A 24,071-nucleotide genomic window follows, 5' to 3' on the forward strand; every position below is an offset into this window, starting at 1 on the left:
AATTTAACTTTCACAGAATCAAAACAATTGAATTCAAATTGTATAATATGCCTCCTAAACTTTTCCTTTTAAGCTATAAGCTATGTATTTGAATCGTTAAGGCCATGTCTGCTACCCAATAAATACGGCTTACCTAGCTACAATTTTACTGAATCAATGAAATTTTTCGTAATAATTAAAAAGTAAACAGCAACGCTTTGGTCAGGGTTTGCGCCTTGATTTAATGCTATTGTGTGGTATTTGAGTTTAATTTAAATGGCACATATGCAGCTTTAGCATACTGAATCAGCCTAACAGACGGACCAAATGGTTAATACATTAAAATCTAATATCATGCTTAAAATGCACTAAACATGCTTTGTTTAATTTTTTAATAAACACATATCAACACGCTCTAAAAATATAAATTTTAGTTATGAAAATTTAATATTTATGCCAATAAAAGCCCGTATATATACGGGCTCTATAAATGTTTATTGGCTAATTAGATTGGTTATCTCATTTAAGCGATTCTCAAGTGGGTCTTGTTTTACCTCACTTCCGTTCTCGTTAAATTCAATTATTCTATTATCTTTAGCATTGTAATTAGGCCAAGCAATGCCTTGCTTAGGTGACGGGTTGCTGTATTTAGCAAACCTTACCCATGCAGCGTGCATTGCACTGGCAATTTTAAAATCGTTTTGCGATGTTAACGGATTTTGCGCAAGAGTATTAAATACAAAAGGTATTTCAGTGGCATGGTATGCGCCATCAACTTTGCCTTTTAAGTGGCTAGGGACGTAATTAAAACGATAAAGCCATGTAGGCTGTTCACTCATACTCGCTTTGCTTGCAATATAGCGCGCAGGTTCTACAAAACGCTTATCACCGAATATCATAGAGCCTAGCAGTGGATAATTTAACTCCCCATTTTTAGCTAGCACAAATGGCGCATACGCTTTAGTAAACTGAGCTTTATTGTTCACTGATTCGAGCGTTTCTGTGGCTATTGCAATAGCACCTTTCGGATTGTAGTCTTTTAAAAATCCCCACTCAAAATCCGTACTGCCAATAAAAAGTGGAACTTTTGTTTGTAGAGCTTGAGCAAACCCCTCCTCGTCACTTGTTAATACAATAGATGAGTCAATCATAGGCCCGCTGTAAGTAGGCGTATTTGCGTTCATCATATTCAAACCGCTCAATACCTTTTCTGCAGGTAAAGCACGTAGTTTTGCGAGTGCTTTTATATCATTGGTATTAATTCCCACACTTCTAGCAAATTGAATGCCAGCATCCTCAGCTGAAGGGTTACCTTTAGTGCCTTTTTTATTTAAGTATACGACCGTCTCTGTCGAATCACTTCTACCACCCCCTGATTGCACAATCGCTTTGTGAAAAAGCCCTTTAGATTGGGGCGATAACATATGAAAATTCACCGAGCGACCACCAGCTGACTCACCAAAAAGTGTTACATTATCAGCGTCTCCACCAAAATGGGTAATGTTATTTTTAACCCATTTTAGTGCCGCGATTTGATCCATTAAGCCGTAATTTCCAAGCGGTGTATTTTTGCTTTGTTCACTCAACCCAGGATGAGCAAAGAAACCAAAACGCCCTAACCTGTAGTTAAAACTAACAAATACAACGCCCGATTCGGCAAACGACTGACCACTATAAATAGCCGCTGACGAACCACCATTGACAAAGCCTCCACCGTGTATCCACACCATAACTGGGCGCTTTTGAGTGATATCTTGTGCTGGTGCCCATATATTTAAGTAAAGGCAGTCTTCACTCAATGAGCCTTTTAGGGGCGCCGAATCACCAGGAAATGTGGTTTGCATACAGTCAGGGGCATATTGAGTTGCATCAAGCACGTCTCGCCACTGAGTCGCACTTTTAGGTCCCTGCCAGCGTAAATTAGCAATAGGTGCTTGTGCATAAGGGATCCCCAAAAATTTATTAACTGGCATTTTTGTATCTAGTACAGACACCCCTTTAACAAGCCCTAATTGTGTTTTTGCAATCACATTATGTGTGGCTTTTGCTTGCTCATTAAGTTCAGCTGAGTCTTGCCCGTTCGCACAAATACTTATGCTCATAAACATTGCAATGATAAAGCGAATTCGTTTTAAGGTATTCATATTAAATTCCTGAATTAAGCAGGTTGCCTTATTAAGCAATTGCTTATTGATTAATGCAGCCACATGAAAAAGCCGCATTATATAAGTATTACTAACTTGGGTATCTCACACTGAAATAAAAAGAGCACTACTCTGTAGAGCAGGTTTAATTCGCTTTGTATTGGGTTAGCTGAATGTTCAGCTTTTATATCAACTTCGGCTATGTCCATGAGCGGTTATTACTAATTTTTTGTATGGAATCAAGATTTTGCTGCTTTGGTTTTCTTGTAAAGGCCAACTTATATGTATTCTTTTTTAACCTTTAATGGAGTCCCGTAATGTGGGTAATGCTCGGCGAGATATTTCCAAATAGCATGAGAGGATTAGGCTTAGGAGTTGCAGGGCTTGCTCAATGGCTGGCTAATTTTTTAGTCACTATTACCTTTCCCATATTGCTAGCCGCTGGAGGGCTTGTACTCGCATATTCGCTCTATGCATTTTTCGCATTAATATCGGTGCTTTTTGTTATTTACTTAGTAACAGAAACCAAAGGAACGAAACTAGAAAACGTGTAACTTTATCGTCCTAAATAGCTAAATTTAGGACGATAATTTTTTAGTGCCTACCCAACTAATCTATAACCTACCGCTGGCTCAGTTAAGATATGAATAGGGCTTGCAGGGTTTACTTCAAGCTTTTGTCTTAGTTGCGCTACATGTACACGAATATACTCAGGTCTATTAATGTATTGCTCCCCCCATACCTGACTTAAAATAGCATTATGAGTAAGCACTTTATCTTTATTTTGAAATAACATAAGCAAAATTTTATATTCTTTATTAGTGAGCTTTACATCGCTACTGTTAAGCGTAACTGTGTGCTTATGCGGATCTATAATGATGCTACCGCATTGCAGTGCCAAACTCGGCTGTGTATTTACTCTTAGTAGCACACGCATTCTTGCCAGAAGTTCGTTTGCACTAAAAGGTTTGGTTATATAATCGTTTGCCCCATTATCAAGGGCTGTAACCTTTTCCACCTCGCCATCGCGAGCCGAAAGCACTAATATTGGTATTTGGCTCCATTGTCGTACTTCAAGTAACCAAGCTTGTCCATCCATATCAAGCAATCCCAAATCAAGTAACACTAAGTCAAAGCTTTGCTCACTCATTAATGAAAAACCATCAAGCCCTTTCGCACTAATTGATACGTTATAGCCACTGGCACCTAGTAATGTTTTTAAAAAACTTTGCAATGCAGGTGAGTCTTCTAGCACCAATACATTAATCATTCTTTGCACTCCAGCTAAGTATTGCTGTGGCTACTTGGGTCAGCTCATCAATAGCTAATACAAATTCGCCTTGATGAAACTGAGCAACTACATCGCAAATTACGCTACCAAGCCCAACTCCTTCATCCGAACTGCTTGGATGAGTAACTATGAGATTGCTTACGGCTATTTTATAGTGTGTTATATTAGCAATTCGCTCAGTATTAAAGTCCACTGTCGCCACTCCATCACCGTAACGTGCCGCGTTTTCGAATATATTCGCAAGCGCGATTTCTAAAAGTGTTATATCACCTATACAACAAGTAGCTTTATCAAAGACTAACACTAAGTTAAAACCACTTAATTGCTGCTGCCTGCGTGCTTTAGCCTCAGTAATAAGTGTATGTACGTTTATAGCTTGCCATGCTAGCTGCTCTCCTATTTTATTTACCCGGCTAAGCTCCATCACTTTATTAAAATGCTGATTTAAGATTTCACTTTGCTCATAAATATTTTTTGCTTGTTCTGTAATTGATGCCTTACTCAGCTCAATATTTTCGTCAGCTAACATGCTTGATGAGCCCATAATAGTAGCCAAAGGCGTGCGTAGATCATGAGATAAACTACGCAGCAATGCATTTTTAGCACGTTCTAACTCTGCTTGTACTTTCATCGATGCCGACTGGTTTCTAAGATTTGAGTTTTCGTGGACCTGAAACAACAAAGACAGTGCCGTATCTATAAATGCACGGTTTTCAGGACTAAGTTCGGCATCTGCAATAAAGCCGCCCCATTGTGTGTTTTGTTCGATATTAAAGTACTCTCCATTATCCATTGTATTATTGTTCCAACGAAGTGTAATATCTAGATGGTTTTTAATCGATATTGTAAATACTTGGCGCTGAGCGTTTATATCATCAAGCCCATTAAGCGCCTTAGCTAACTCATATAAACATCGTGTATTGCTGGCATGTAACTGGGTATCACGAACGTTTTTACTTAGCTCGCCCGCCAATTTGCTTATCATCAAGCCAACTATAAGCATGACAGTAAAAGTGACTAAGTATTCAATTTTTTCGATATGAAATGTAAAGTACGGCAGTACAAAAAACCAGTCGGTACATGCCACACTAACTAACGTTGTAATCCCCGCTAAGGCTGCATTTTGACGCACCGCAACCCATGCCACCCAAAGTAATTGCAACATGACAATGTCGGTGGTCGTTAGCCACTCTCGAACTGGAAAAATAGCCAGCACAATAAAAATAGGCGCAATTGTTGTTAATAAAAGCGGCTTAAGCCATTTATTAATACCCATTTGTGCACTCCCATAAAATTCTCTTTTTATAGGTTACTGCTTTTTAATACGTTGTGTATAAAGTTTTTATAAAGATTTTTGGCTGTAGTGTTAAATGTTTATAAAGCTTAATTGATATGGGGTGACTCTTTTTTAAAATTCCATAGTCTTTGCTATGTCGTATTTTTTAATAGGAACACACATGGCACAGTTTGCAGTAATTGGATTAGGTAGTTTTGGTGTTACCGCCTCGCTTGAGCTTGCTAATCAGGGGCATCACGTTTGCGCAGCCGATATAAGCGAAAGCACCATTAACACGTTTGCTAATCAGTTAAATTACACTGTCATTTTAGATGCTAGTGATGAAACACAGCTTGCTCGACTCGACTTAACCAGCTGCCAAGCTGTATTAGTTGCAATTGGTGAAAACATAGAAGCGAGTATTTTATGCGTGCTGCATTTAAAAAACCTTGGTGTTAAACAAATATGGGTTAAGGCGTGCTCTAAAAGTCACCATCAAATTTTAAGTAAACTTGGCGTATCTCGTATTATTCACCCCGAAGAAGAAATGGGAATCAGAGTAGCACATGCACTTAACTACCCTATGGTTAACCAGTATTTTGCGCTTACACAATCTACATTTATTGTTGAGCTTGCCATAGATTTACATTTATCAGGGCGCAATATTGGCTGGCTTCTAAAAGAGCGTAACTCAGATATAAAACCGCTCACCTTACGCCGAGATGATAATTTTAATACAGACCTAACACTCGACACCGAGTTACGCCATGGTGATAGCCTTGTATTACTGGGCTCTAAACATTACCTAACAAAACTCACCAAACGGTTTAAAGCTTTATGATCAACTGGCAAGCACACGTACTTCCAAAGCAATTTAATCGCCGTTTAAAAAATTTCAAAAGGCCTGTTAACCCCCCTTTAATTTTAACTGCTGGTTTTTTTGCTCTCATTATTTTAGGCACTTGCTTATTACTATTACCTTTTGCAAGTGTTGAATCGCTTAGCTTTATTCAAGCTTTTTTTACTGCATCCTCTGCGGTTACAGTTACAGGCTTAGTTGTTATTGATACAGGTACTGCGCTAACCACATTTGGGCAATGTGTTGTTATGGTACTTATTCAAATTGGAGGAATCGGCTTTATGACCGTAGCCGTTATTTCATTTTTAAGTATTGGTAAAAACTTAGGATTAAAACAACGTTTACTTGCAAGCCAAGCATTCGATACAAGCGATTTAAATGGAGTGATCCATGTAGCTAGATGTGTAATAACTTACTCGCTAATAATTCAGACTATAGCATTTTGCTTACTTTTTATTAGCTGGGTAGATGACTATGGTATTGCGGGTAGCGCCTATCAAAGTCTATTTTATACTATTTCGGCTTTTAACAATGCCGGGTTTGCACTCGATAGTAATAGCTTAATGGCTTTTAAAAGTGATGTATCTGTTAATCTTATTATCAGTGCATTATTTATAATCGGTGGCTTAGGGTTTACCGTTTTAATAGATATATATCAACAACGTCGCTGGCATAAATTAGCAACTAATACACGTATTGTATTAATTGCAAGTGCTGTAATAAATTGCAGTGCATTTTTGCTTATTTTTTTATTTGAATATTCAAATCCAGCCACACTTGCCAACCTACCTATTAACGAGCAAGTAATTGCTGCTTGGTTTCAAGCAGTTACACCACGTACTGCAGGCTTTAATACTTTACCTATTAGCCAGCTCAGTTCCGACTCGACATTGCTTACATTGTTATTAATGGTAATAGGTGGCGGTTCGGTAAGTACAGCAAGCGGCATTAAAATAGGAACTTTTGTTATTTTACTACTTGCTATGTATAGTTATTTACGCCAAAAACCACAGGTAACCATATTTAACAGAGAGCTAAGCGACAAACTTGTGATAAAAGCATTGAGTGTTGTAATTTTATACTTATTTACGGCTTTTTTAAGCATCATGATTATGAGTAAAATCGAGCAAGCGTCTCTTTTAGATATTACTTTTGAAGTAATTTCGGCATTGAGCACTGTAGGGCTATCTCGTGATTTTACTAGTAATTTAAGTATGCCAAGCCAGCTAATAATAATTTTACTTATGCTGATTGGTAGAGTAGGTCCACTGACATTTGCTTATTGTTTTGCAAAACCTAAATTACAACCTCTTAAATTTGCTAAAACAACCATACAAATAGGGTAACTATTATTAAGGCCACTTAGCCAGCATAATTTATGTAAGGTACTATTGCGGTGCAAGTTAGAAAATTAATGACTCCTAAATATAACTTTATCTATTAGGAGTCTTTTATAGAAAAATAAAAATGAATATAAGCACTCTTTTTCATTATAGGTATGAAAATAAATAAAATAAGCGCCAAACCATTACAATAGTTTTGGCGCTTATTAAAGGGGTAATATTTACCCTTTCATTTGTTCAAGCTCTTTGCCTTTGGTTTCGTGTAAAAACTTAAATACAAATATTTTTCATGATGTTGATATTGCCCCTGAAGGCAAAGCACTACAAGAAAGCCTCGATAACGTAACGCACATAGCTAACATTATCTAAAAAGAAATGCAGCGCACTGGTGTAAAGCCACTGTGGGGTACTGCTAACTTGTTCTCAAACAAACGTTTTTGTGCCGGTGGTGCAACAAACCCTAATCCTAATACATATGCATATGCAGCAGCGCAAGTTAAACATGCAATGGAAATTACGCATCGTTTAGGCGGCGAAAACTACGTACTTTGGGGTGGTCGTGAAGGTTACGACACACTACTAAATACAGACCTTGCGCAAGAATGCGAGCAGTACGCACGCTTTTTGAAAATGGTTGTAGAACACAAGAAAAAAATTGGTTTTAAAGGCACATTATTAATTGAGCCAAAACCACAAGAGCCAACTAAGCACCAGTACGATTACGATACAGCAACGGTTGCAGGCTTTTTACACAAGCACGCCTTACAAGACAAAATTAAAGTAAACATTGAAGCAAACCACGCAACACTTGCAGGTCATAGCTTCCACCACGAAATTGCCGTTGCTTGCGCTAAAGGTATTATGGGTAGTATTGATGCTAACCGTGGTGATATGCAAAACGGATGGGATACAGATCAATTCCCTAACGATGTAGCTGAGTGCACACTTGTCGTTTACGAAATTATAAAGAATGGCGGTTTTACAACCGGTGGCTTTAACTTTGATACTAAACTTCGTCGTCAATCGTGTGAACGCGATGATTTATTCATCGGTCACATTGGTGGTATGGATACGATGGCAAAAGCATTACTCAATGCAGCAGCAATGATTGAAGGCGGCGAGCTTTCTGACTTTGTAGAAAAACGTTACGCAGGCTGGAAAGAAGACCTAGGCCAAAGCATTTTAAAAGGTGAACAATCACTTGAGAGCCTTGCTGCGTTAGTACACGAAAACAACATCTATCCTAAGCAAGTTTCTGGCCGACAAGAGCTGCCTGAGAATATTGTTAACCACTACGTATAAGGACATCGCCTCGGTTTTAAAGCCGAGGCGTACATCATTATGAACTTGTTAGAACAACTCAAAAAAGTAACCACGGTCGTTGCCGACAGTGGCGATGTAGAGTCAATCAAAGCCCTACAACCGGTTGATGCAACAACCAATCCTTCGTTAATTTTACAAGCTGCAAAATTACCTCAATATAAACACTTAAATACGTTTTTCACATATATGTAATTGTTATATCTGATAGTTTTTAAATTGCTCCCACACGGCCTCTCCTACAGGTCCCAACACTTCTCCCCTTTTCTTAATAATGTAATATTTTAGAGGCGTTATATTTTGCACATCACTAAGTGACAGCATTTGAAGAGTATTATTTGCAATACCTTCATCAGCTAAATAACCTGGTAATTTGCCCCAACCCATTGCACTTTCGATAAGCATTTTTTTAGTTGGAAAGTCATTTACATACCATCGTCGCTGACCTTGCTGTACACCCCACTCTATGTTTTTTGAACCAGTGCCAGAGTCCTGCACAATTATTTGGTATTCGTTCAACAAATCAGTGGCTTGCCTTAGGTTTGGATTTCGCTTTAACAACAAAGGGGAAGCTACATTGATTAATGAGCCGCTATTTAACAAATGCTTTTCAATTTTCTCTTCTTGTGCAGAAAATTCCATTGTTGGTGTTATACACAGATCGGCACCGCCATCAAGTAAGGCTTCAATTGCACCTGTTATGTACTCTTGCCTGATTATTATTTGAGTTTCAGGGAACTGATTTTGCATATTTTTTAGTAATGGTAAAATACCTTTTAAATTAAATGATGCTTCAATTGCAATCGTTATACTTACCTCGTTCCCCTGTGCTATGTGGTGTGCAACTTGTTTAAGTTGTGCTGCATCATCTAGCAATTTCATAGCCTTATGAAATATAGTTTTTCCTGCACTGGTAAGCTCTAACCGATAACCATTACGACTAAATAAGGCAAAGTTAAGGGTATTTTCTAGTTGCTTAATACCTTGGCTTATAGCTGGTTGAGTTTTGTGTAAAAGAGCACTTGCTTCACTCAATGATCCAACCTGAGCAACAGTAACAAACATACTAAGCTGTTCTAATTTCATAATTTACGCCAAACATGTAAAGCTAAAGTTTATATCTTATAAAAAAACATTCAATATTAATTAACAAGAACTGTGATTATTCTAACGTCAAAAGCTAAGCATCTGCTTAAATCACTCTTATTAAAGTTGGGAATAACATGAGCACAAAAGTAAAAAGAATTTTTATGTATACATCACTAGGATTAACAACACTTGCCTTTATAGCTGCAGGCTCTGCAAAACTAGCAGGAGTTGAGCAAATGCACTTATCTTTTGCACTCATGGGTTTACCTGCTTGGTTTGGCTATTTTATTGGTGCAAGTGAACTTGCAGGTGCTATTGCTATTTGGATCAAAAAACTAAGCATTTTAGCTGCAAGTGGTTTGTTAGTTATTATGGCTGGTGCAACATTTTTTCATGTAGTTTACGACAGTGTTGCCAATGCAATACCTGCCGTTATTTTATGTGCTTTTTTAATTAATATCATAATTAACCGAGTCAATGATATAAACGCCTTGGATAGTAAGTAAACTAGAGCTATTTTCAATACAATGAATAACAATATATTCGCTTCTATCGTTACTCAAACCCTCATTTACAAAATGACAAATGCTTTCGCATCTCTAATTTAGACTAAAGATAACAAACTCGATCTCTAAACAAACAAAGGCTAAGGTTGTTTTATCCATTAAATTTTAATTTTGAGTTCATACCCTGTATTTAATAATTAAATATACGACGTACTAAAGTTTATTACTTGGGCTTTTAATATGCCTAATTAACTAAGGTGTAAAATATGAAAAAAACATTTTTAGGCATTTTCTCGATTACAGTAATAACTTACTTACTGAGCGGCTGCACAACATCAAATAACGGTAATATTACAAAATTGAGTGAAGATAAAATAAGTACTAGATTAAATAAATTACCTTCCTCGCTAACCTCTAGTGATTTGTTCAATACCACTGTTATTGAACCCACTCAGCTATTTGATAACCTTTATTTTGTAGGATATGTCAGCGTAGGTACTTTTGTTATCACTACAACTGAGGGCATTATTTTAATCGATACCATGTGGACCCCGCACGATGCCAAACATGTGATTGTTCCTGGACTAAAAGAGTTAGGCTTAAATCCTGAAGATATTAAATACGTAATAGTTACTCACGGCCACAGCGACCATTATGGCGGCGCTCACTACTTTGAATCACATTATGGCGCTAAAATTTTAATGAGAAAAAATGAGTGGGACTACATCCATAATCCAAATGCACCTGTATTAACTGATCCTTTCGGTAACTTTTCTACCGAAATACCATTACCTAGCACTTACACCCAAGTTATCGATGGCGAAAAAATAAGTTTAGGTAAAACTAATTTAACTGTACTTGCTACACCAGGACATACGCCTGGTGGGTTGTCTTTGATAATACCTGTTACAGATAATGGCATACCTCATACAGTTGCACTTTGGGGAGGTACCGGTTTACCGGATACTAAAGAAGCAAATCAAACTTATTTGCACTCTTTAAATTATTTTCAAAAAATTGCAAACAAAAACGATGTTGATGGAAGTATCTCAAACCACCCGTTTTCACATGATCTAATTAATCAAATTAATACATTAAAAAATCGTAAATCTGATCAACGAAACCCCGTGATAACCGGTAATAAGGCATTTAATGAGTACATAGACGATGTATTGCGAAATAACGTTCAAAAGAAACTTTCGTCATTTGAGTCAAACTAATATAGCTTTTCACGCACCGGCGTTATCGTGCTAATGTATTTATAATGACGGTATATTTCGCTTTAAAGCGATACTCATTACTAATATAAAAGCATAGTGCACTTCTTTTTATGAAACCCCACATTTGATAGTCTGTATAAAAATACAGACTATCAAATGTGGGGTTAATTACTTTTAGTTTGGTTTATTGTTCTACCAAAGTGACCGATACGTCGTCTACATAAAAATCAGCAGTCAGTTCGTTTGACTCCACATAAAGTAAAGCCGCACTTCCTCGGTTGTTATTGAATGGGTATAAGTGCCAGAAAGCTGTACCCAATCGCCTGCAACTACGTTTGTAACAGTGGTTAGCTCGAGGTATTCAGTGCTCGCATGCTCAATTTGCAGTGTAAGTTTAATTCCTGGCGATACCGCTGTGTTATCGTCAGATAACTTAACCCACGCAGATACATTATAGGTTTTGCCCGCTGTGAGCTTGGGTTGTTTCAAGTGAAATAGTAGCACTGCCTCGTGATTGCCATGAATCAAGACCGGCTTCAAAGTCACCATTAGTTAGCAGCTCTGCGTGTTGTTAAAAGTACGACCGGTGTTGAAAACCTTTATTTAGATCAGTTAGGTGCGTTTGGTAACGTTGACCGCTACCCTGCTAGACGTATTATAACCATTGTTTACTATTCGCTCGTACGCTTTGAAGAAACCAATCTTTTGAGCGGCGACAATGCTTTAGAATGTGAATGGTTTGATGTAAATAACGTTCTCCCTTTAATGTTTGACCACGCCGACATTTTAAAAAGTGGCTTAGATTACTTACGCTATAAAGTAAGGCACGAGCCGATTGGTTTTAGCCTGCTCCCTGAAAAGTTTACCTTGCTTGAGCTACAAGGAATTTACGAGTCGATTTTAAATAAATCACTCGATAAGCCTAACTTTAGACGTAAGTTCCAAAAAATAAACTTACTAATAAACTGCAAAGAAAAACAAATCAACGTAGCTCACCGAGCTGCTACTTTGTACCGTTTTGATATAAACGTATACGAAAAACTAAGAGAGTTTGGTTTTACATTTGAGTTTTAAATAAGCAAATGCATAATTAAATTAATGTTTGGTCTTTAAGGCCAAATAACATATTGCTAATATATATGTGATGTTTATAATTCGTCCGCATTATTAATGTAAACTAATCAAAAGGAGCTTTTTTCTTGAAACTTACGCCGCCCTAGGCAACCACTCCCCTTTTTCATCAGCACGTTACGTGCAACCTTAATCGCCGCCTGCGCGAGAATCACTGTTATTTAAATAAAATACTCCCCTATACTTTGGGAAACTAACTAATTAGGTTTATTACATGTTTGATCACGTAAAAAGAGATTGGCTCTCTAATGTTCGTGGCGATGTGCTTGCTGGTATTGTTGTGGCGCTTGCCCTAATACCTGAAGCGATTGCCTTTTCTATTATTGCCGGTGTTGATCCAAAAGTAGGTTTATACGCCTCATTTTGTATTGCGGTTATTATTGCCTTTGTAGGCGGACGTCCTGGCATGATATCGGCGGCCACCGGTGCAATGGCACTGTTAATGGTGACGCTGGTTAAAGATCATGGTTTGGAATACTTACTGGTTGCTACCTTACTTACCGGTGTACTACAAATATTTGCAGGCTTTTTAAAGCTCGGTGAATTAATGCGCTTTGTATCGCGCTCTGTTGTAACAGGGTTTGTAAACGCGCTGGCGATTTTAATATTTATGGCGCAGTTACCTGAGCTGACTAATGTTACTTGGCATGTTTATGCGATGACCGCAGCGGGCTTAGGTATTATTTACTTATTCCCATATATTCCAACTATTGGCAAAATACTTCCCTCTCCTTTAGTGTGTATTGTTGTTATTACACTGATTTCAATATTTTTGGGTCTTGATATAAGAACCGTTGGCGACATGGGCGAACTACCAGACACTCTACCTATATTTTTATGGCCCGATGTACCGCTAACACTCGAAACACTGCAAATTGTATTACCGTATTCAATTGGTCTTGCTGTTGTGGGCTTACTTGAGTCAATGATGACCGCCACTATTGTTGATGACTTAACTGATACAACGAGCGATCGTAATAAAGAATGTAAGGGCCAAGGTATTGCTAATATTGGCGCAGGCTTATTTGGTGGTATGGCGGGTTGCGCTATGATTGGGCAATCAATTATTAATGTTAAATCGGGCGGTCGCGGCAGGCTTTCTACCTTTATTGCAGGTTTATTTTTAATCATCATGGTGGTGTTTTTAGATGAGTGGCTGCAGTTAATTCCTATGGCAGCATTAGTTGCGGTAATGATTATGGTATCGATTGGTACGTTTTCGTGGACATCTGTTAAGGATTTAAAAAAGAACCCGCTTTCATCAAATGTTGTGATGATTTCCACCGTTATTGTGGTTGTTGCCACGCATAACCTAGCCATTGGCGTTTTAGTTGGTGTGTTGTTAGCTACGCTGTTTTTTGCCAATAAAATTGGTCGCTTTATGGTGGTTAAAACCAAGCATGATGAAAGCAACGATAAAATAACCTATGAAGTCGTTGGCCAAGTATTTTTTGCCTCAGCTGAGCAATTTATTGCATCGTTCGATTTTAAAAATGCGGTTTCTAACGTGGTAATTGATTTAACCCATGCACATTTTTGGGATATAACTGGTGTATCGTCACTCGATAAGGTGGTTATTAAATTTAGGCGTGAAGGCGCAACGGTTAATATTATTGGTATGAATAGCGCAACCGAAACTGTAATTGATAAATTTGGTGTGCATAACAACCCTGAAGAAGTCGAAAAACTACTTGGCGGACATTAAGGAGAATGCAATGACTAAAATAATTACCTATGTAGATGGCTCAGCCATTACTAAAAATGTAACCGATGCTGCTATTTGGGCTTCAAAAAAGCTAAATAAACCAATTAGCTTTGTGCATACAATTGAAAAAACGCAGCAAACTAATATCGGCGACTACTCTGGTAGTATTGGGCTTGGTGCACAGTCAACACTTCTTGATGAAATGACTAAGCTTGACGAACAACGCTGCAAAGTAAGTTTAAAAATGGCTGACGAATTATTAAATTCAGTAAGTGAGCATGCTAAATCGGCAGGTGTTACTAATTTTGAACTAATTAAGCGCCACGGTGATTTGCTCGATACCGTTATAGACTTAAAAGACGATACACGCCTCATTGTTATTGGCCAAAATGGTGCTGGACATAGTAATAGCTTTGCGGTGCTGGGTTCACATATAGAAACCTTAGTGCGTAATGCAACACAACCTATTTTGCTTATTCCTGAAACATTTAAACAACCTAAATCATTTATGATTGCGTATGACGGCCGCGAAACAGCCGACAAAGCGCTACAACAAGTGATTGATGGCGGCTTGTTACATGGTTTGCATTGTCATTTAGTGAGTATTAAAAACAACGAAAAAGACCTTGAAGAAAAATTTGTTAACGCACAGCACAAGCTTATCAGTATGGACTTTGAAGTGTCGGCAAGCTTTTTAGAGGGCAATATTTTTGACTCGTTAATGCAATATAAAGAACAAAATAATGTAGAACTAATTGTAATGGGTGCATTTGGGCACTCTAAACTAAGGCAGTTTTTTGTGGGCAGTAACACCATTAAAATGCTCGAGAACAGCGATGTGCCTGTGGTTATTTTAAAATAAATTTAATAACCTGCACCAAAAAGCCTAAAATCACTTAACTGATTTTAGGCTTTTTTGTTTTTGGCTTAGCTTCAAACTTTTCAAATAAAAACTGAATAAACGACGTAACCTTTTGAGTCACAAACTTTCTATGCTGCTCTGGCATAAATGAGCGCACGCCACGTTTGCTAAATGTTGCCATTATTTTTCGTTTACCGAGTTTGTCTTGTATTGCCAACTCGCCTTCGTGAAAAGGGGGAATCATCTATTGAATTTGTGTTTATCATTTTGCTTGTAATTCGTGTGCGTATTTTATGGGCTAAATTTAACTCAATACACAATGAATGATAATGGGTGTTTTATTGACTGATAATGCACAATACAATGACAATACTTGCACCCTCTTAGTGCCAGGCGCGCACCAACATATGTCAAAACGGGTTTTTCATTCACTCTAAAAAAACATTAAATACTATTTAAACAACAACTTAAAAAACTGGCTATGTTTTTGCAAACACTCTATTAACAAGCCAGTTTTATTTACGGCAAAAATTTAGGTTGTTGGCACTATAGCTATTAGCAACCATCGGCAAAGAAGCCCGCACACAATTATGCTTAATGCGTATTTGTGGCGGGCTTTTTTGTTATTTGTATTTAAACCGTCACTTTAAGGAATGCCATATGCAAACCTCGCAAAAAATACTCATTATTGGTAATGGTATGGTCGGACACCACTTTGTTGAGCAAATGCGCCAAAGCGATGCCAACGCAGACATTACCGTACTTTGCGGAGAAGCAAATCTTGCATACGATCGCGTGTATTTATCAAGTGTATTTGATGGCAAAACAGCCGCCGATTTAGCACTTACCACTCACGACAACTATAAACAACTAAATATTAATGTGTATACCAGCCAGTGGGTTGAAGACATTGATAGATCAGCAAAAATAGTGACCACATTAACCGGTGAGCAATACCCGTACGACAAACTTATACTCGCTACAGGTTCGTTCCCATTTGTGCCGCCTATAAAAGGTAACGACCAACCCCATTGTTTGGTGTATCGCACATTAGAAGATTTAGAGCAAATAAAAGCCAGTGCAGCTGTAAGTAAAAGTGGTGTAGTTATTGGCGGTGGTTTGTTAGGGCTTGAAGCCGCAAATGCGATTAAGCAACTAGGACTTGATACCCACGTAGTTGAATTTGCACCGCAGCTTATGGCTGTTCAGCTTGATGGACAAGGCGGTACGCTTCTAAAAAATAAAATAGAAGAACTTGGCGTAACGGTACACACATCAAAGGCAACCAGTGAAATAGTAAAAGGCGAAACCAGTCGCTTTAGATTAAATTTTTCGGATGAGTCATTTTTAGAAACAGACCTAATTTTGTTTTCTGCTGGTATTCGCCCGTATGACCAACTCGGCAAAATTGCTGATTTAGAACTCGGTGAGCGCGGCGGTATTATTATTAATAACCAATGCCAAACATCTGATCCTGATATTTTAGCCATTGGGGAATGCGCCCTGTGGGACAAAAAACTATTTGGCTTAGTCGCACCGGGTTACAACATGGCGCGCGTTGCAGCGAGCCAATTAAGTGGTGGCGAGCTTGAGTTTTTAGGTGCCGACATGAGCACTAAACTTAAGTTGTTAGGCGTAGAAGTAGGCTCAATTGGCGACGCTCATGCAAAAACGCCTGACTGTAAAGAGCTTATATACCAAGACGCTATTCGCGGCTGTTATAAAAAAATCATACTAAGTGAAAAAGGCGATAAATTACTGGGCGCTGTACTAGTTGGCGATACCAGCGACTACGATACTTTATTGCAGTACATGCTTAACGACATGGACTTACCAGAAAACCCTGAGTGTTTAATTTTACCAGATAGCGGCGGCGCGCCGTCGTTATCTGGCAGTGCCCTACCCGACACCGCCACTATTTGTTCGTGTCACAATGTGAGTAAAGGCGACATTGTAGGTGCAATCGATGGCGGCTCATGCGATTTAGCCTCGGTAAAATCATGCACTAAAGCAGCAAGCGGCTGTGGCGGTTGTGCTGCGTTACTAAAATCAGTTGTTGATAACGAATTAGCAAGTCGTGGTGTTGAAGTTATCAACCATGTATGTGAGCACTTTGCGTATTCACGCCAAGAACTATTGCACATGGTAAAAGTAGAAAGCATTAAAACGTTTGATGACTTACTAACTAAACACGGCAGCGGTCATGGCTGTGAAATATGTAAACCTGCCATTGGCTCTATTTTAGCCTCAACATGGAACGACTTTATTTTAGAGCCCGCTCATGTTGGTTTGCAAGACACTAACGATACGTACCTAGCAAATATGCAAAAAGATGGTTCGTACTCTGTGGTACCACGTATTGCTGGCGGCGAAATAACACCCGACAAACTCATTGTAATTGGACAAGTAGCCAAAGACTTTAACCTGTACTGCAAAGTCACTGGTGGTCAGCGTATCGATTTATTTGGTGCGCGTTTAGAAGAGCTCCCTGTTATTTGGGAGCGACTTATAGAAGCCGGATTTGAGACCGGTCATGCCTATGGTAAGTCTCTTAGAACTGTTAAATCGTGTGTGGGTAGTACGTGGTGTCGTTATGGTGTGCAAGATAGCGTTGGACACGCAATAGAAATTGAAAACCGCTACAAAGGGTTACGCGCACCGCATAAATTTAAAATGGCGGTATCGGGTTGTACCCGCGAATGCGCCGAAGCACAAAGTAAAGATATTGGCATTATAGCCACCGAAAATGGCTGGAACTTATACGTGTGTGGTAATGGCGGTATGCGCCCTCGCCATGCTGATTTATTTGCGACCGATTTAGACACGCCAACACTAATTAAATACATTGACCGCGTAATTATGTTTTACATTAAAACGGCTGACAAATTGCAGCGTACGTCGGTATGGATGGAAAACCTTGAAGGCGGTTTAGACTACCTTAAAAGCGTAGTAATTGACGACAGCTTAGGCATTTGCGACGAGCTAGAAGCGCAAATGGAATTAATTACACAAACCTATGCGTGTGAATGGAAAAAAGCGATTGAAAGCCCAGATGCTGCCAAACGATTCCGCCAGTTTGTTAATAGCCCCGAAACCGACGACAACATTTTGTTTGTGCAAGAGCGTAACCAAATTCGCCCTGCTACAGAAGCCGAAAAACGTGAGCAACGTAATACACAAAACCGTATTCCAGTAATGGAAGTTGAACAGGAGCAAGCTGATGTCTTGGCATAATATTGGAACAATCGACAACCTAGTCGCTAATAGCGGCGTATGCGCATTAGTTAATAATCAGCAAGTGGCTATTTTTTACATTCCACAAAATCCAACGGCTGTGTTTGCCATTAGCAACTACGACCCGATTGGCAAAGCCAATGTATTGTCGCGTGGCATTATTGGCTCAGTCGACAATAAATTAGTTGTCGCATCGCCTTTATATAAGCAACACTTTTGCCTAGAAACAGGCGAATGTTTAGAAGCAGAAGCAATACACCTACCGGTTTTTAATGCAAAAATTGAAGACGGCAGTGTATTTATAAGCGCTGAACCAAAAGTTACAACAGCAGTGGCTTAAGGGAATAGTATGAGTGTACTGTCTTATTTTTCGGGTATTGAAAACGTGTGGCTAAATAAGCTTGTTACTAAGCTAACAAGCTCAAATAGTCGCAGCGTCAAAAGCGGCAACGTTTATATAATTGGTGCGGGCCCAGGAGACGCAGAGCTAATTACAGTAAAAGCGCAGCGTTTAATTAATACCGCCGATGTTGTTTTATACGATTGGTTAGTAAGCGATGATTTATTAAAAACGCTTCCTAAAAAAGCACAGCGAGTATTTGTAGGTAAACGTGCGGGTAAACATTCGATGACCCAAGCTAACATTTGCGAACTACTGGTTAAATACGCACAACAAGGCTTAAACGTAGTGCGTTTAAAAGGCGGCGATCCGAGTATATTTGCACGTATTAACGAAGAAGCCGATGCGCTTAGTGAGCATAATATTAATTTTGCTATTGTTCCGGGTGTGACAACGGCTTGTGCTACGTCCGCTTATACGGGTATTCCGCTCACTGCACGCGATGTAGCGCGTAGTGTTACATTTTTAACAGCGCAGTTTGCCGATCCTAACAAGCAACCTCATTGGCAAAATTACGCGTTTATGCCTGCAAACAACAACCCCACTTTAGTGGTTTATATGGGGCTTTCGCGCTTACAAACGCTAAGCTGCGGTTTGCAATCAGTGGGCTGGCCAAGTAATACACCCATCGCACTAATAGAGAATGCCACTACTACTAAGCAAAAAGTAATTACCAGTACGCTTGAGAAAATAGTAAATGAGCATGCTAAACACAACCTTCAAGGCCCTACCCTAATTATGATTGGTGAAGTAATAAATCATAAAATGGCTATTAGTCCTGAGTTACTAAACAGTGTAAATGTTAACGCATGACGTAAAATGAATAATGCACTTTTCGCGCTTACTACCTCCCCAGGAGTAGGCGCTTTTTTTGTTTTTAATTTGGGTTCAAGTTGTGTGCAATAACATACTTAAATGCACCAAATAAGTTAAAAGTAATGGCAAGTTAAATTATAGAAACACAGTGACAAATAAAAATAATACTTTAAGCAATTGTATTAGCTTGATTTTAAATTCAATGATGAAATTTATTAATGATTGGAACAGTGGTTGCACTTTAAAAACAAAAAAGTGTGGAATAATACCAATGGCGACAAGCAACCCTCTCACAAAACAGTTTTTATTAGCGGCTAAGTATCAAGAAATACACGCGCTAAAGCAATTACAAAACAGTTGTGCCTCGCTTACTAAGTTAGGCGATTTTGTACATCAGTTACAAAAAGAACGTGCAATGAGTAATATCTTTTTAGCCTCAAATCGCGAGCGATTTAAAACCCAATTACAAGAACAAATCCCTTTAAGCAGCAGCGCACAAACTGCATTTTATGATTCTCTTAAACAAACATTTATAAACGACAACGCCGATACTGGTCATACTCGGTTATTTAATTTAATTACCTATAGCCTGCAAACACTTGACGCATTGCCCGAACTACGCAATCAAATAGCACAACAAAACATTAGTGCAGTGCATGCTACGCAGTCGTTCACGCAGTTAATTGCTAGTTTACTCAATATTATTTTAGAGGCAGCAGATGGCGCAAGCGATCCTAAAATAACGCGTTTGTTAGTTGCCTTTTTTAACTTTATGCAAGGTAAAGAGTATGCAGGACAAGAGCGCGCCTGTGGTGCACAAGCATTTGCAGCGAGTAAATTTACCACTGAGCAAAAACAACAACTCGCGCATTTCGTACAAGAGCAAAACCACAGCTTTGACTTTTTTAATGAGTACGCCGATGCGCACCTTTTAAAATGCTTTGCCACACTAACAACACATCAGGTTAATAATCAGGTAGACCAACTTAGAAGTTTACTGCAAAAACTTGATGACGAGAATGCTCAACCGCTCTCGCAACTAAGCGAAGTATGGTACGAAGTAACCACTACGCGCATAGATATAATGCACAAAATTGAACAAAATATAGCAGATCAATTAATTGATACCGCAGCAATGCAAATAGCCTGTGCTCAACGTAGTTTAAATACAAATAAGCAAGTACTTAACAATATGGCAGAGCAACACATAGCCCCTACTTTTGGCCAATTAGCCATTAAGCAACCAGAGCCAGAAGTAAACCAAAATATAGCGGCCGATAAGCTCAACAGTAATAAAACTATGTATGATTTAATTATCGAGCAAAGCCAGCATATAAAACAAATAAACCAAGCGTTACTTGACGCTAAAAAAGTTATTAGTGAGCAAAAGGTAATTCACCAAGCCAAGTACATACTTATTGAGCAGTTAAAACTCACCGAAGAGCAAGCCCATAAACAGCTACAAAAACAAGCAATGGATACGCATAAAACCTTATTTAGCGTAGCGCAAACAATTGTACAAATGAGCGATTAAATATGCTGTTTTTACTTGGGCATGTTGATCTTTAGTAATACCACTACCCTAAATAATAGTTATTTATTAAGTTACAAATTTCACACCCAGATTGAGTTTTGCCTTATTTTAAAATTGATTCATAACCTGCTGACTATAATAAGGTAAAACCCTAATTTGAAGTCTATTTATAATGCAAATTATTCAACGCATTCAAAATAATCAACTACAATAAGTTAATCATTTGTTGCATCTCATTTTAATGAGGCATATTTAATACTGTTGTAGGAGTTTGAATGCCCAATGTAGAGAGTTATATAGAAGGTGTATCATTAATAGATGAGCAGCAATTAACAACTTCTCTTGATAATGACATTCAAACAAACATAAAAAACATTGCTGAGCTAATTTTAAACATTTTTGATGCGAGCTCATTTTCTATTGTTGCTAATCAGCCTTCAGGTGTCGTTGAGCTATATAAATCAGGTTCAGAAATAGCAGTAGCTAAAGAGCAACTAGCTGATGATATTTTTAATGAATCGATTATTGAGCATGACCTTAAAATATTTAGAGTTATATCGCCTATTATATTGCCCTCAAACCTTAAGTTTGGATGGTTGATATTCGAGCGAGCAAGTGATTCACTACTTACAGAAAAAGAAAAATCAATTTTAAATAGTTTACAAAAAAACTTTGTAAATCAGTTAGTCCAACGTAAAAACTTATTAGATAAAATAAACAGTGCTAAGTATAATTCAACAATTTGCGAGCAAAACAAAAAAGACGAAACTGAAAAAGATCGCTTAATTAAAAAATTACAAAAAATGAGCGATGAACTTGATGAATTTACCAGTATTGCTTCACACGATCTCAAGTCACCATTAAATGCTATAAAACGTTTATTAGAATGGGTTTATGATGATTGCAAAGATTTACTCCCTCAAGAGCACCTAGAAAATTTTCAGCTTGTGTTCAGCAGAGCTAATAGAATGCAAGTACTCCTAGAAGATTTACTAAGCTACTCGAGAATAAATAGCTGTGATTCAACTCGTGCAAACATATCTTTAGAAAGTCTTTACCAAGATATAGAAAAAATTTTAGAAGTTCCACAAGCTGTCACTGTTGATATACACGCCAATAACGAAGTACTCGATATACCACTGATCCCTTTTAAAACTGTTTTTCAAAATCTTATTAGTAATGCAATAAAACATAACAATAAAGAGCACCCGGTTATCGACATTTCACTTATCCCCTCTAATCAATATTACATTATTGAAATAAAAGATAATGGTCCAGGAATTAACCCTAAATATTTTTCACTCATATTTAAGTTATTTCAGACATTGCAATCTCGAGATGATGTTGAAGGGAGCGGCATCGGACTCTGTATTGCCAATAAGCTCATTATTAATTATGGGGGCAAAATTGAAGTAGCCTCCGATGGGGAACTCGGCAGTACATTCACTATTTTTTGGCCCAAAGTTTAACTATGAAATTATCAATTATAAACGAGCATCATGTAGATGCTGCTCTTAGAAGGAACTTATGAATATTTTAATTGTTGATGATGACTTAGTTGATCGCAAATTAATAAAAAAAATGCTTATTTCTGATGGCTCTCATCATCATGACATTACCGAAGTAACGTGCGTACCCGAGGGCTTGAAAGCCATTGAAGACACGCACTTTGATATAATACTACTCGATTATAATATGCCTAAAGAAGATGGCATTGAAATGCTAATTGAAATGCGTGCAAAGCCTAAACTCGGTAACACCGCAATTATCATGATTAGCTCCTCAGAGAACTCAGCTTTGGCTATTGAGTGTATAGAAGCAGGCGCTCAAGACTTTTTACCAAAAGGTGATATAACGAGGGATAGTTTAAATAAAGCGCTTATATATGCCAAAAAACGCTTCGAGGCAGAACAACGTATGCACAACAGTTATCTTGCTGTAAAGCATATGGCAGAACGGGATCAGCTTACTGGTTTGTCTAATCGATATCATTTTGAAGAAATACTAAAAGTAATGATAGCTAACAATAAACGTGCTAAAAACTGCGTGGCGTTACTTGCTTTAGATTTAGATAACTTCAAAAATATTAATGATACGCTTGGCCATAGTGTCGGCGACGAAATTTTAATACAAACAGTAGAAAGGATTCATAGTTGCCTGAGGCAAAATGAAGGATTTGCACGCTTAGGAGGCGATGAATTTGCAGTTATAATAGGTGGAATTTGCAATATTAATCAAATAGGTATGATAGCAAATAGAATTTTAGCAGAAGTTTCTAAACCCTTTTTGCATGAAGGCAGAACTTTAAATTGCAGTGTTAGCATTGGAAGTGCCATATACCCAAATGATGCTACTGAATCTCATGAACTGCTAAAATGTGCTGACATTGCAATGTATCGCTCAAAGCAAAGTGGTAAAAGTAGAATTAGCTTTTACAAAGAGCAATATCAGTACGAATTTAGTCGTCGAGTAGATATTCAAAATAGTATAAAAGAGCATATAGAGGAAAAAAACTTTAGGCTATTTTATCAACCTGTTTATTGTTCAAAAACACAAATAATGACAGGTGTCGAAGCCCTTATCCGTTGGCCAGGTACAACCATTCATTATACTCCTGATGAATTTATTCCTATTGCTGAAGAGTGCCGATTAATAGCCCCTCTTGGAAAATGGATAATTGCGAGCGCTTTAGAGCAGTTATCTTTATGGCAGCAAAGCTATGAAACTCCCTTAACACTATCTATCAATATTTCACCTATTCAGCTACAAAAAGAGATTTTAGAGAGCTATTTATTAGAGACAGTCAAAACATACAACTTAAAAACCAACAGTATTATTCTTGAAATAACAGAAACAGCTTTTATGGAAAATAGTAAAGAAGTGATTGAGATATTAACTTCTTTGTCTAACAAGGGATTTAGGATTGCTTTGGACGATTTTGGTATGGGGTACTCATCCATATCTCATCTAATATCTTACCCTATTGATATAGTAAAATTAGACAAAAGCATGCAGTCGTTGGATGGAGAAAATAATAAGCGATTAAAAATAATCGAGAGTTTATCTTTAATGCTAAAAAAATTAGATTTTTTTGTGGTAGCTGAAGGAATCGAAACGAAAGCCCAACATCAGCTATGTAAAAAACTAAACATAGACTACTTGCAAGGTTTTCTATTTTCAAAACCTATGCCTGCAAACGAGATTAACTTGATACTCGATGACTATTGTAAAAAATCATCCTTAAATAAATAGGTTATTTTGAGCCTCTGTAAAATTGAAGCTTAAATCAGACACCTATATAACTTTAAGCTAAAAACCTTTGGTTTGAGCCACATACTCAAACTAAAGGCTCTTCAATTGGC

Annotated in this window: 19 protein-coding genes and 3 pseudogenes; 16 read left to right on the forward strand and 6 right to left on the reverse strand. The window is 37.9% G+C overall.

Translation table 11 applies throughout. The annotated features are described in order from the left end of the window. Nucleotides 1–473: 473 nt before the first annotated feature. Complete coding sequence (locus H5092_RS16320; protein ID WP_182734049.1) at nt 474–2,123, reverse strand: carboxylesterase/lipase family protein; 1,650 nt, start codon at nt 2,121–2,123, stop codon at nt 474–476. 263 nt (nt 2,124–2,386) lie between these two features. On the opposite strand from H5092_RS16320, the pseudogene H5092_RS16325 reads away from it, so the two are divergent. Next, a pseudogene (locus H5092_RS16325) lies at nt 2,387–2,677 on the forward strand (MFS transporter); the annotation flags it as partial. Between the two features lie 47 nt (nt 2,678–2,724). On the opposite strand, the gene H5092_RS16330 reads toward H5092_RS16325, so the two are convergent. After that, nucleotides 2,725–3,393: a response regulator gene (locus H5092_RS16330; RefSeq protein ID WP_154903778.1), complete on the reverse strand. Its 669-nt coding sequence runs from the start codon at nt 3,391–3,393 to the stop codon at nt 2,725–2,727. Beyond that, nucleotides 3,386–4,690, reverse strand: coding sequence for a DUF4118 domain-containing protein (locus tag H5092_RS16335; protein WP_182734053.1), 1,305 nt, complete (start codon nt 4,688–4,690; stop codon nt 3,386–3,388). Before H5092_RS16335 ends, H5092_RS16330 begins: the two co-directional genes overlap by 8 nt. A gap of 181 nt (nt 4,691–4,871) precedes the next feature. Here H5092_RS16335 and H5092_RS16340 point away from each other — a divergent pair, with 181 nt between their 5' ends. The 4 genes and pseudogenes from H5092_RS16340 to H5092_RS16355 form a co-directional block, all read left to right on the forward strand. Beyond that, entirely contained in the window at nt 4,872–5,531 is a 660-nt protein-coding gene (locus tag H5092_RS16340) for a TrkA family potassium uptake protein (protein WP_024596486.1), read from the forward strand. Continuing rightward, nucleotides 5,528–6,895 (forward strand): TrkH family potassium uptake protein, encoded by a 1,368-nt coding sequence (locus H5092_RS16345; RefSeq protein WP_101163049.1) that lies wholly within the window; start codon nt 5,528–5,530, stop codon nt 6,893–6,895. Before H5092_RS16340 ends, H5092_RS16345 begins: the two co-directional genes overlap by 4 nt. Nucleotides 6,896–7,177: 282 nt before the next feature. Continuing rightward, nucleotides 7,178–8,194 (forward strand): annotated as a pseudogene (locus H5092_RS16350) (xylose isomerase); the annotation flags it as partial. Between the two features lie 36 nt (nt 8,195–8,230). After that, nucleotides 8,231–8,383: pseudogene (locus tag H5092_RS16355) on the forward strand (transaldolase family protein); the annotation flags it as partial. Nucleotides 8,384–8,410: 27 nt separating this feature from the next. On the opposite strand, the gene H5092_RS16360 reads toward H5092_RS16355, so the two are convergent. Continuing rightward, entirely contained in the window at nt 8,411–9,298 is an 888-nt protein-coding gene (locus H5092_RS16360; protein WP_182734055.1) for a LysR family transcriptional regulator, read from the reverse strand. Nucleotides 9,299–9,462: 164 nt separating this feature from the next. On the opposite strand from H5092_RS16360, the gene H5092_RS16365 reads away from it, so the two are divergent. Both H5092_RS16365 and H5092_RS16370 read left to right on the forward strand, forming a co-directional pair. Next, nucleotides 9,463–9,807 (forward strand): DoxX family protein, encoded by a 345-nt coding sequence (locus tag H5092_RS16365; protein ID WP_045984457.1) that lies wholly within the window; start codon nt 9,463–9,465, stop codon nt 9,805–9,807. Nucleotides 9,808–10,073: 266 nt separating this feature from the next. Next, entirely contained in the window at nt 10,074–11,027 is a 954-nt protein-coding gene (locus H5092_RS16370; protein WP_182724882.1) for an MBL fold metallo-hydrolase, read from the forward strand. A gap of 234 nt (nt 11,028–11,261) precedes the next feature. Here the strand turns inward: H5092_RS16370 and H5092_RS16375 are convergent, their stop codons facing one another. Further along, a complete protein-coding gene (locus H5092_RS16375; RefSeq protein ID WP_259398396.1) occupies nt 11,262–11,516 on the reverse strand; it encodes a carbohydrate binding domain-containing protein in 255 nt (84 codons plus the stop codon). A gap of 216 nt (nt 11,517–11,732) precedes the next feature. Here H5092_RS16375 and H5092_RS16380 point away from each other — a divergent pair, with 216 nt between their 5' ends. The 3 genes from H5092_RS16380 to H5092_RS16390 all read left to right on the forward strand — a co-directional run bounded on the left by H5092_RS16380 (nt 11,733) and on the right by H5092_RS16390 (nt 14,725). Then, on the forward strand, nt 11,733–12,101 hold the full coding sequence (locus H5092_RS16380) for an NrtR DNA-binding winged helix domain-containing protein (RefSeq protein WP_259398397.1): 369 nt from the start codon (nt 11,733–11,735) through the stop codon (nt 12,099–12,101). A 271-nt stretch (nt 12,102–12,372) separates the two neighbouring features. Then, on the forward strand, nt 12,373–13,863 hold the full coding sequence (locus H5092_RS16385) for a SulP family inorganic anion transporter (RefSeq protein ID WP_182734060.1): 1,491 nt from the start codon (nt 12,373–12,375) through the stop codon (nt 13,861–13,863). Between the two features lie 10 nt (nt 13,864–13,873). Then, the gene (locus H5092_RS16390; RefSeq protein WP_024596346.1) at nt 13,874–14,725 is read left to right on the forward strand and encodes a universal stress protein; all 852 of its coding nucleotides are present in this window, start codon (nt 13,874–13,876) and stop codon (nt 14,723–14,725) included. A gap of 34 nt (nt 14,726–14,759) precedes the next feature. On the opposite strand, the gene H5092_RS20745 is transcribed toward H5092_RS16390, so the two are convergent. Beyond that, a complete protein-coding gene (locus H5092_RS20745; RefSeq protein ID WP_259398398.1) occupies nt 14,760–14,969 on the reverse strand; it encodes a hypothetical protein in 210 nt (69 codons plus the stop codon). A gap of 416 nt (nt 14,970–15,385) precedes the next feature. Between H5092_RS20745 and nirB the strand changes: the two genes are divergently transcribed. From nirB to H5092_RS16425, 6 genes are all read left to right on the forward strand, one after another. Further along, nucleotides 15,386–17,959: a nitrite reductase large subunit NirB gene (gene nirB / locus H5092_RS16400; protein ID WP_182734064.1), complete on the forward strand. Its 2,574-nt coding sequence runs from the start codon at nt 15,386–15,388 to the stop codon at nt 17,957–17,959. Then, nucleotides 17,946–18,299 (forward strand): nitrite reductase small subunit NirD, encoded by a 354-nt coding sequence (gene nirD / locus H5092_RS16405; protein WP_182693842.1) that lies wholly within the window; start codon nt 17,946–17,948, stop codon nt 18,297–18,299. Before nirB ends, nirD begins: the two co-directional genes overlap by 14 nt. Nucleotides 18,300–18,308: 9 nt before the next feature. After that, nucleotides 18,309–19,172, forward strand: a complete 864-nt coding sequence (gene cobA, locus H5092_RS16410; protein WP_182695777.1) for a uroporphyrinogen-III C-methyltransferase — start codon at nt 18,309–18,311, stop codon at nt 19,170–19,172. A 274-nt stretch (nt 19,173–19,446) separates the two neighbouring features. Continuing rightward, the gene (locus H5092_RS16415; RefSeq protein ID WP_182724875.1) at nt 19,447–20,709 is read left to right on the forward strand and encodes a nitrate- and nitrite sensing domain-containing protein; all 1,263 of its coding nucleotides are present in this window, start codon (nt 19,447–19,449) and stop codon (nt 20,707–20,709) included. Between the two features lie 275 nt (nt 20,710–20,984). Beyond that, nucleotides 20,985–22,178, forward strand: coding sequence for an ATP-binding protein (locus tag H5092_RS16420; RefSeq protein ID WP_182734068.1), 1,194 nt, complete (start codon nt 20,985–20,987; stop codon nt 22,176–22,178). Between the two features lie 58 nt (nt 22,179–22,236). Further along, nucleotides 22,237–23,961, forward strand: coding sequence for a GGDEF domain-containing response regulator (locus H5092_RS16425; RefSeq protein ID WP_182695779.1), 1,725 nt, complete (start codon nt 22,237–22,239; stop codon nt 23,959–23,961). Nucleotides 23,962–24,071 lie beyond the last annotated feature (110 nt).

The sequence above is a fragment of the Pseudoalteromonas sp. SR41-7 genome (assembly GCF_014163935.1).
Classification (GTDB): Bacteria; Pseudomonadota; Gammaproteobacteria; order Enterobacterales; family Alteromonadaceae; genus Pseudoalteromonas; species Pseudoalteromonas distincta.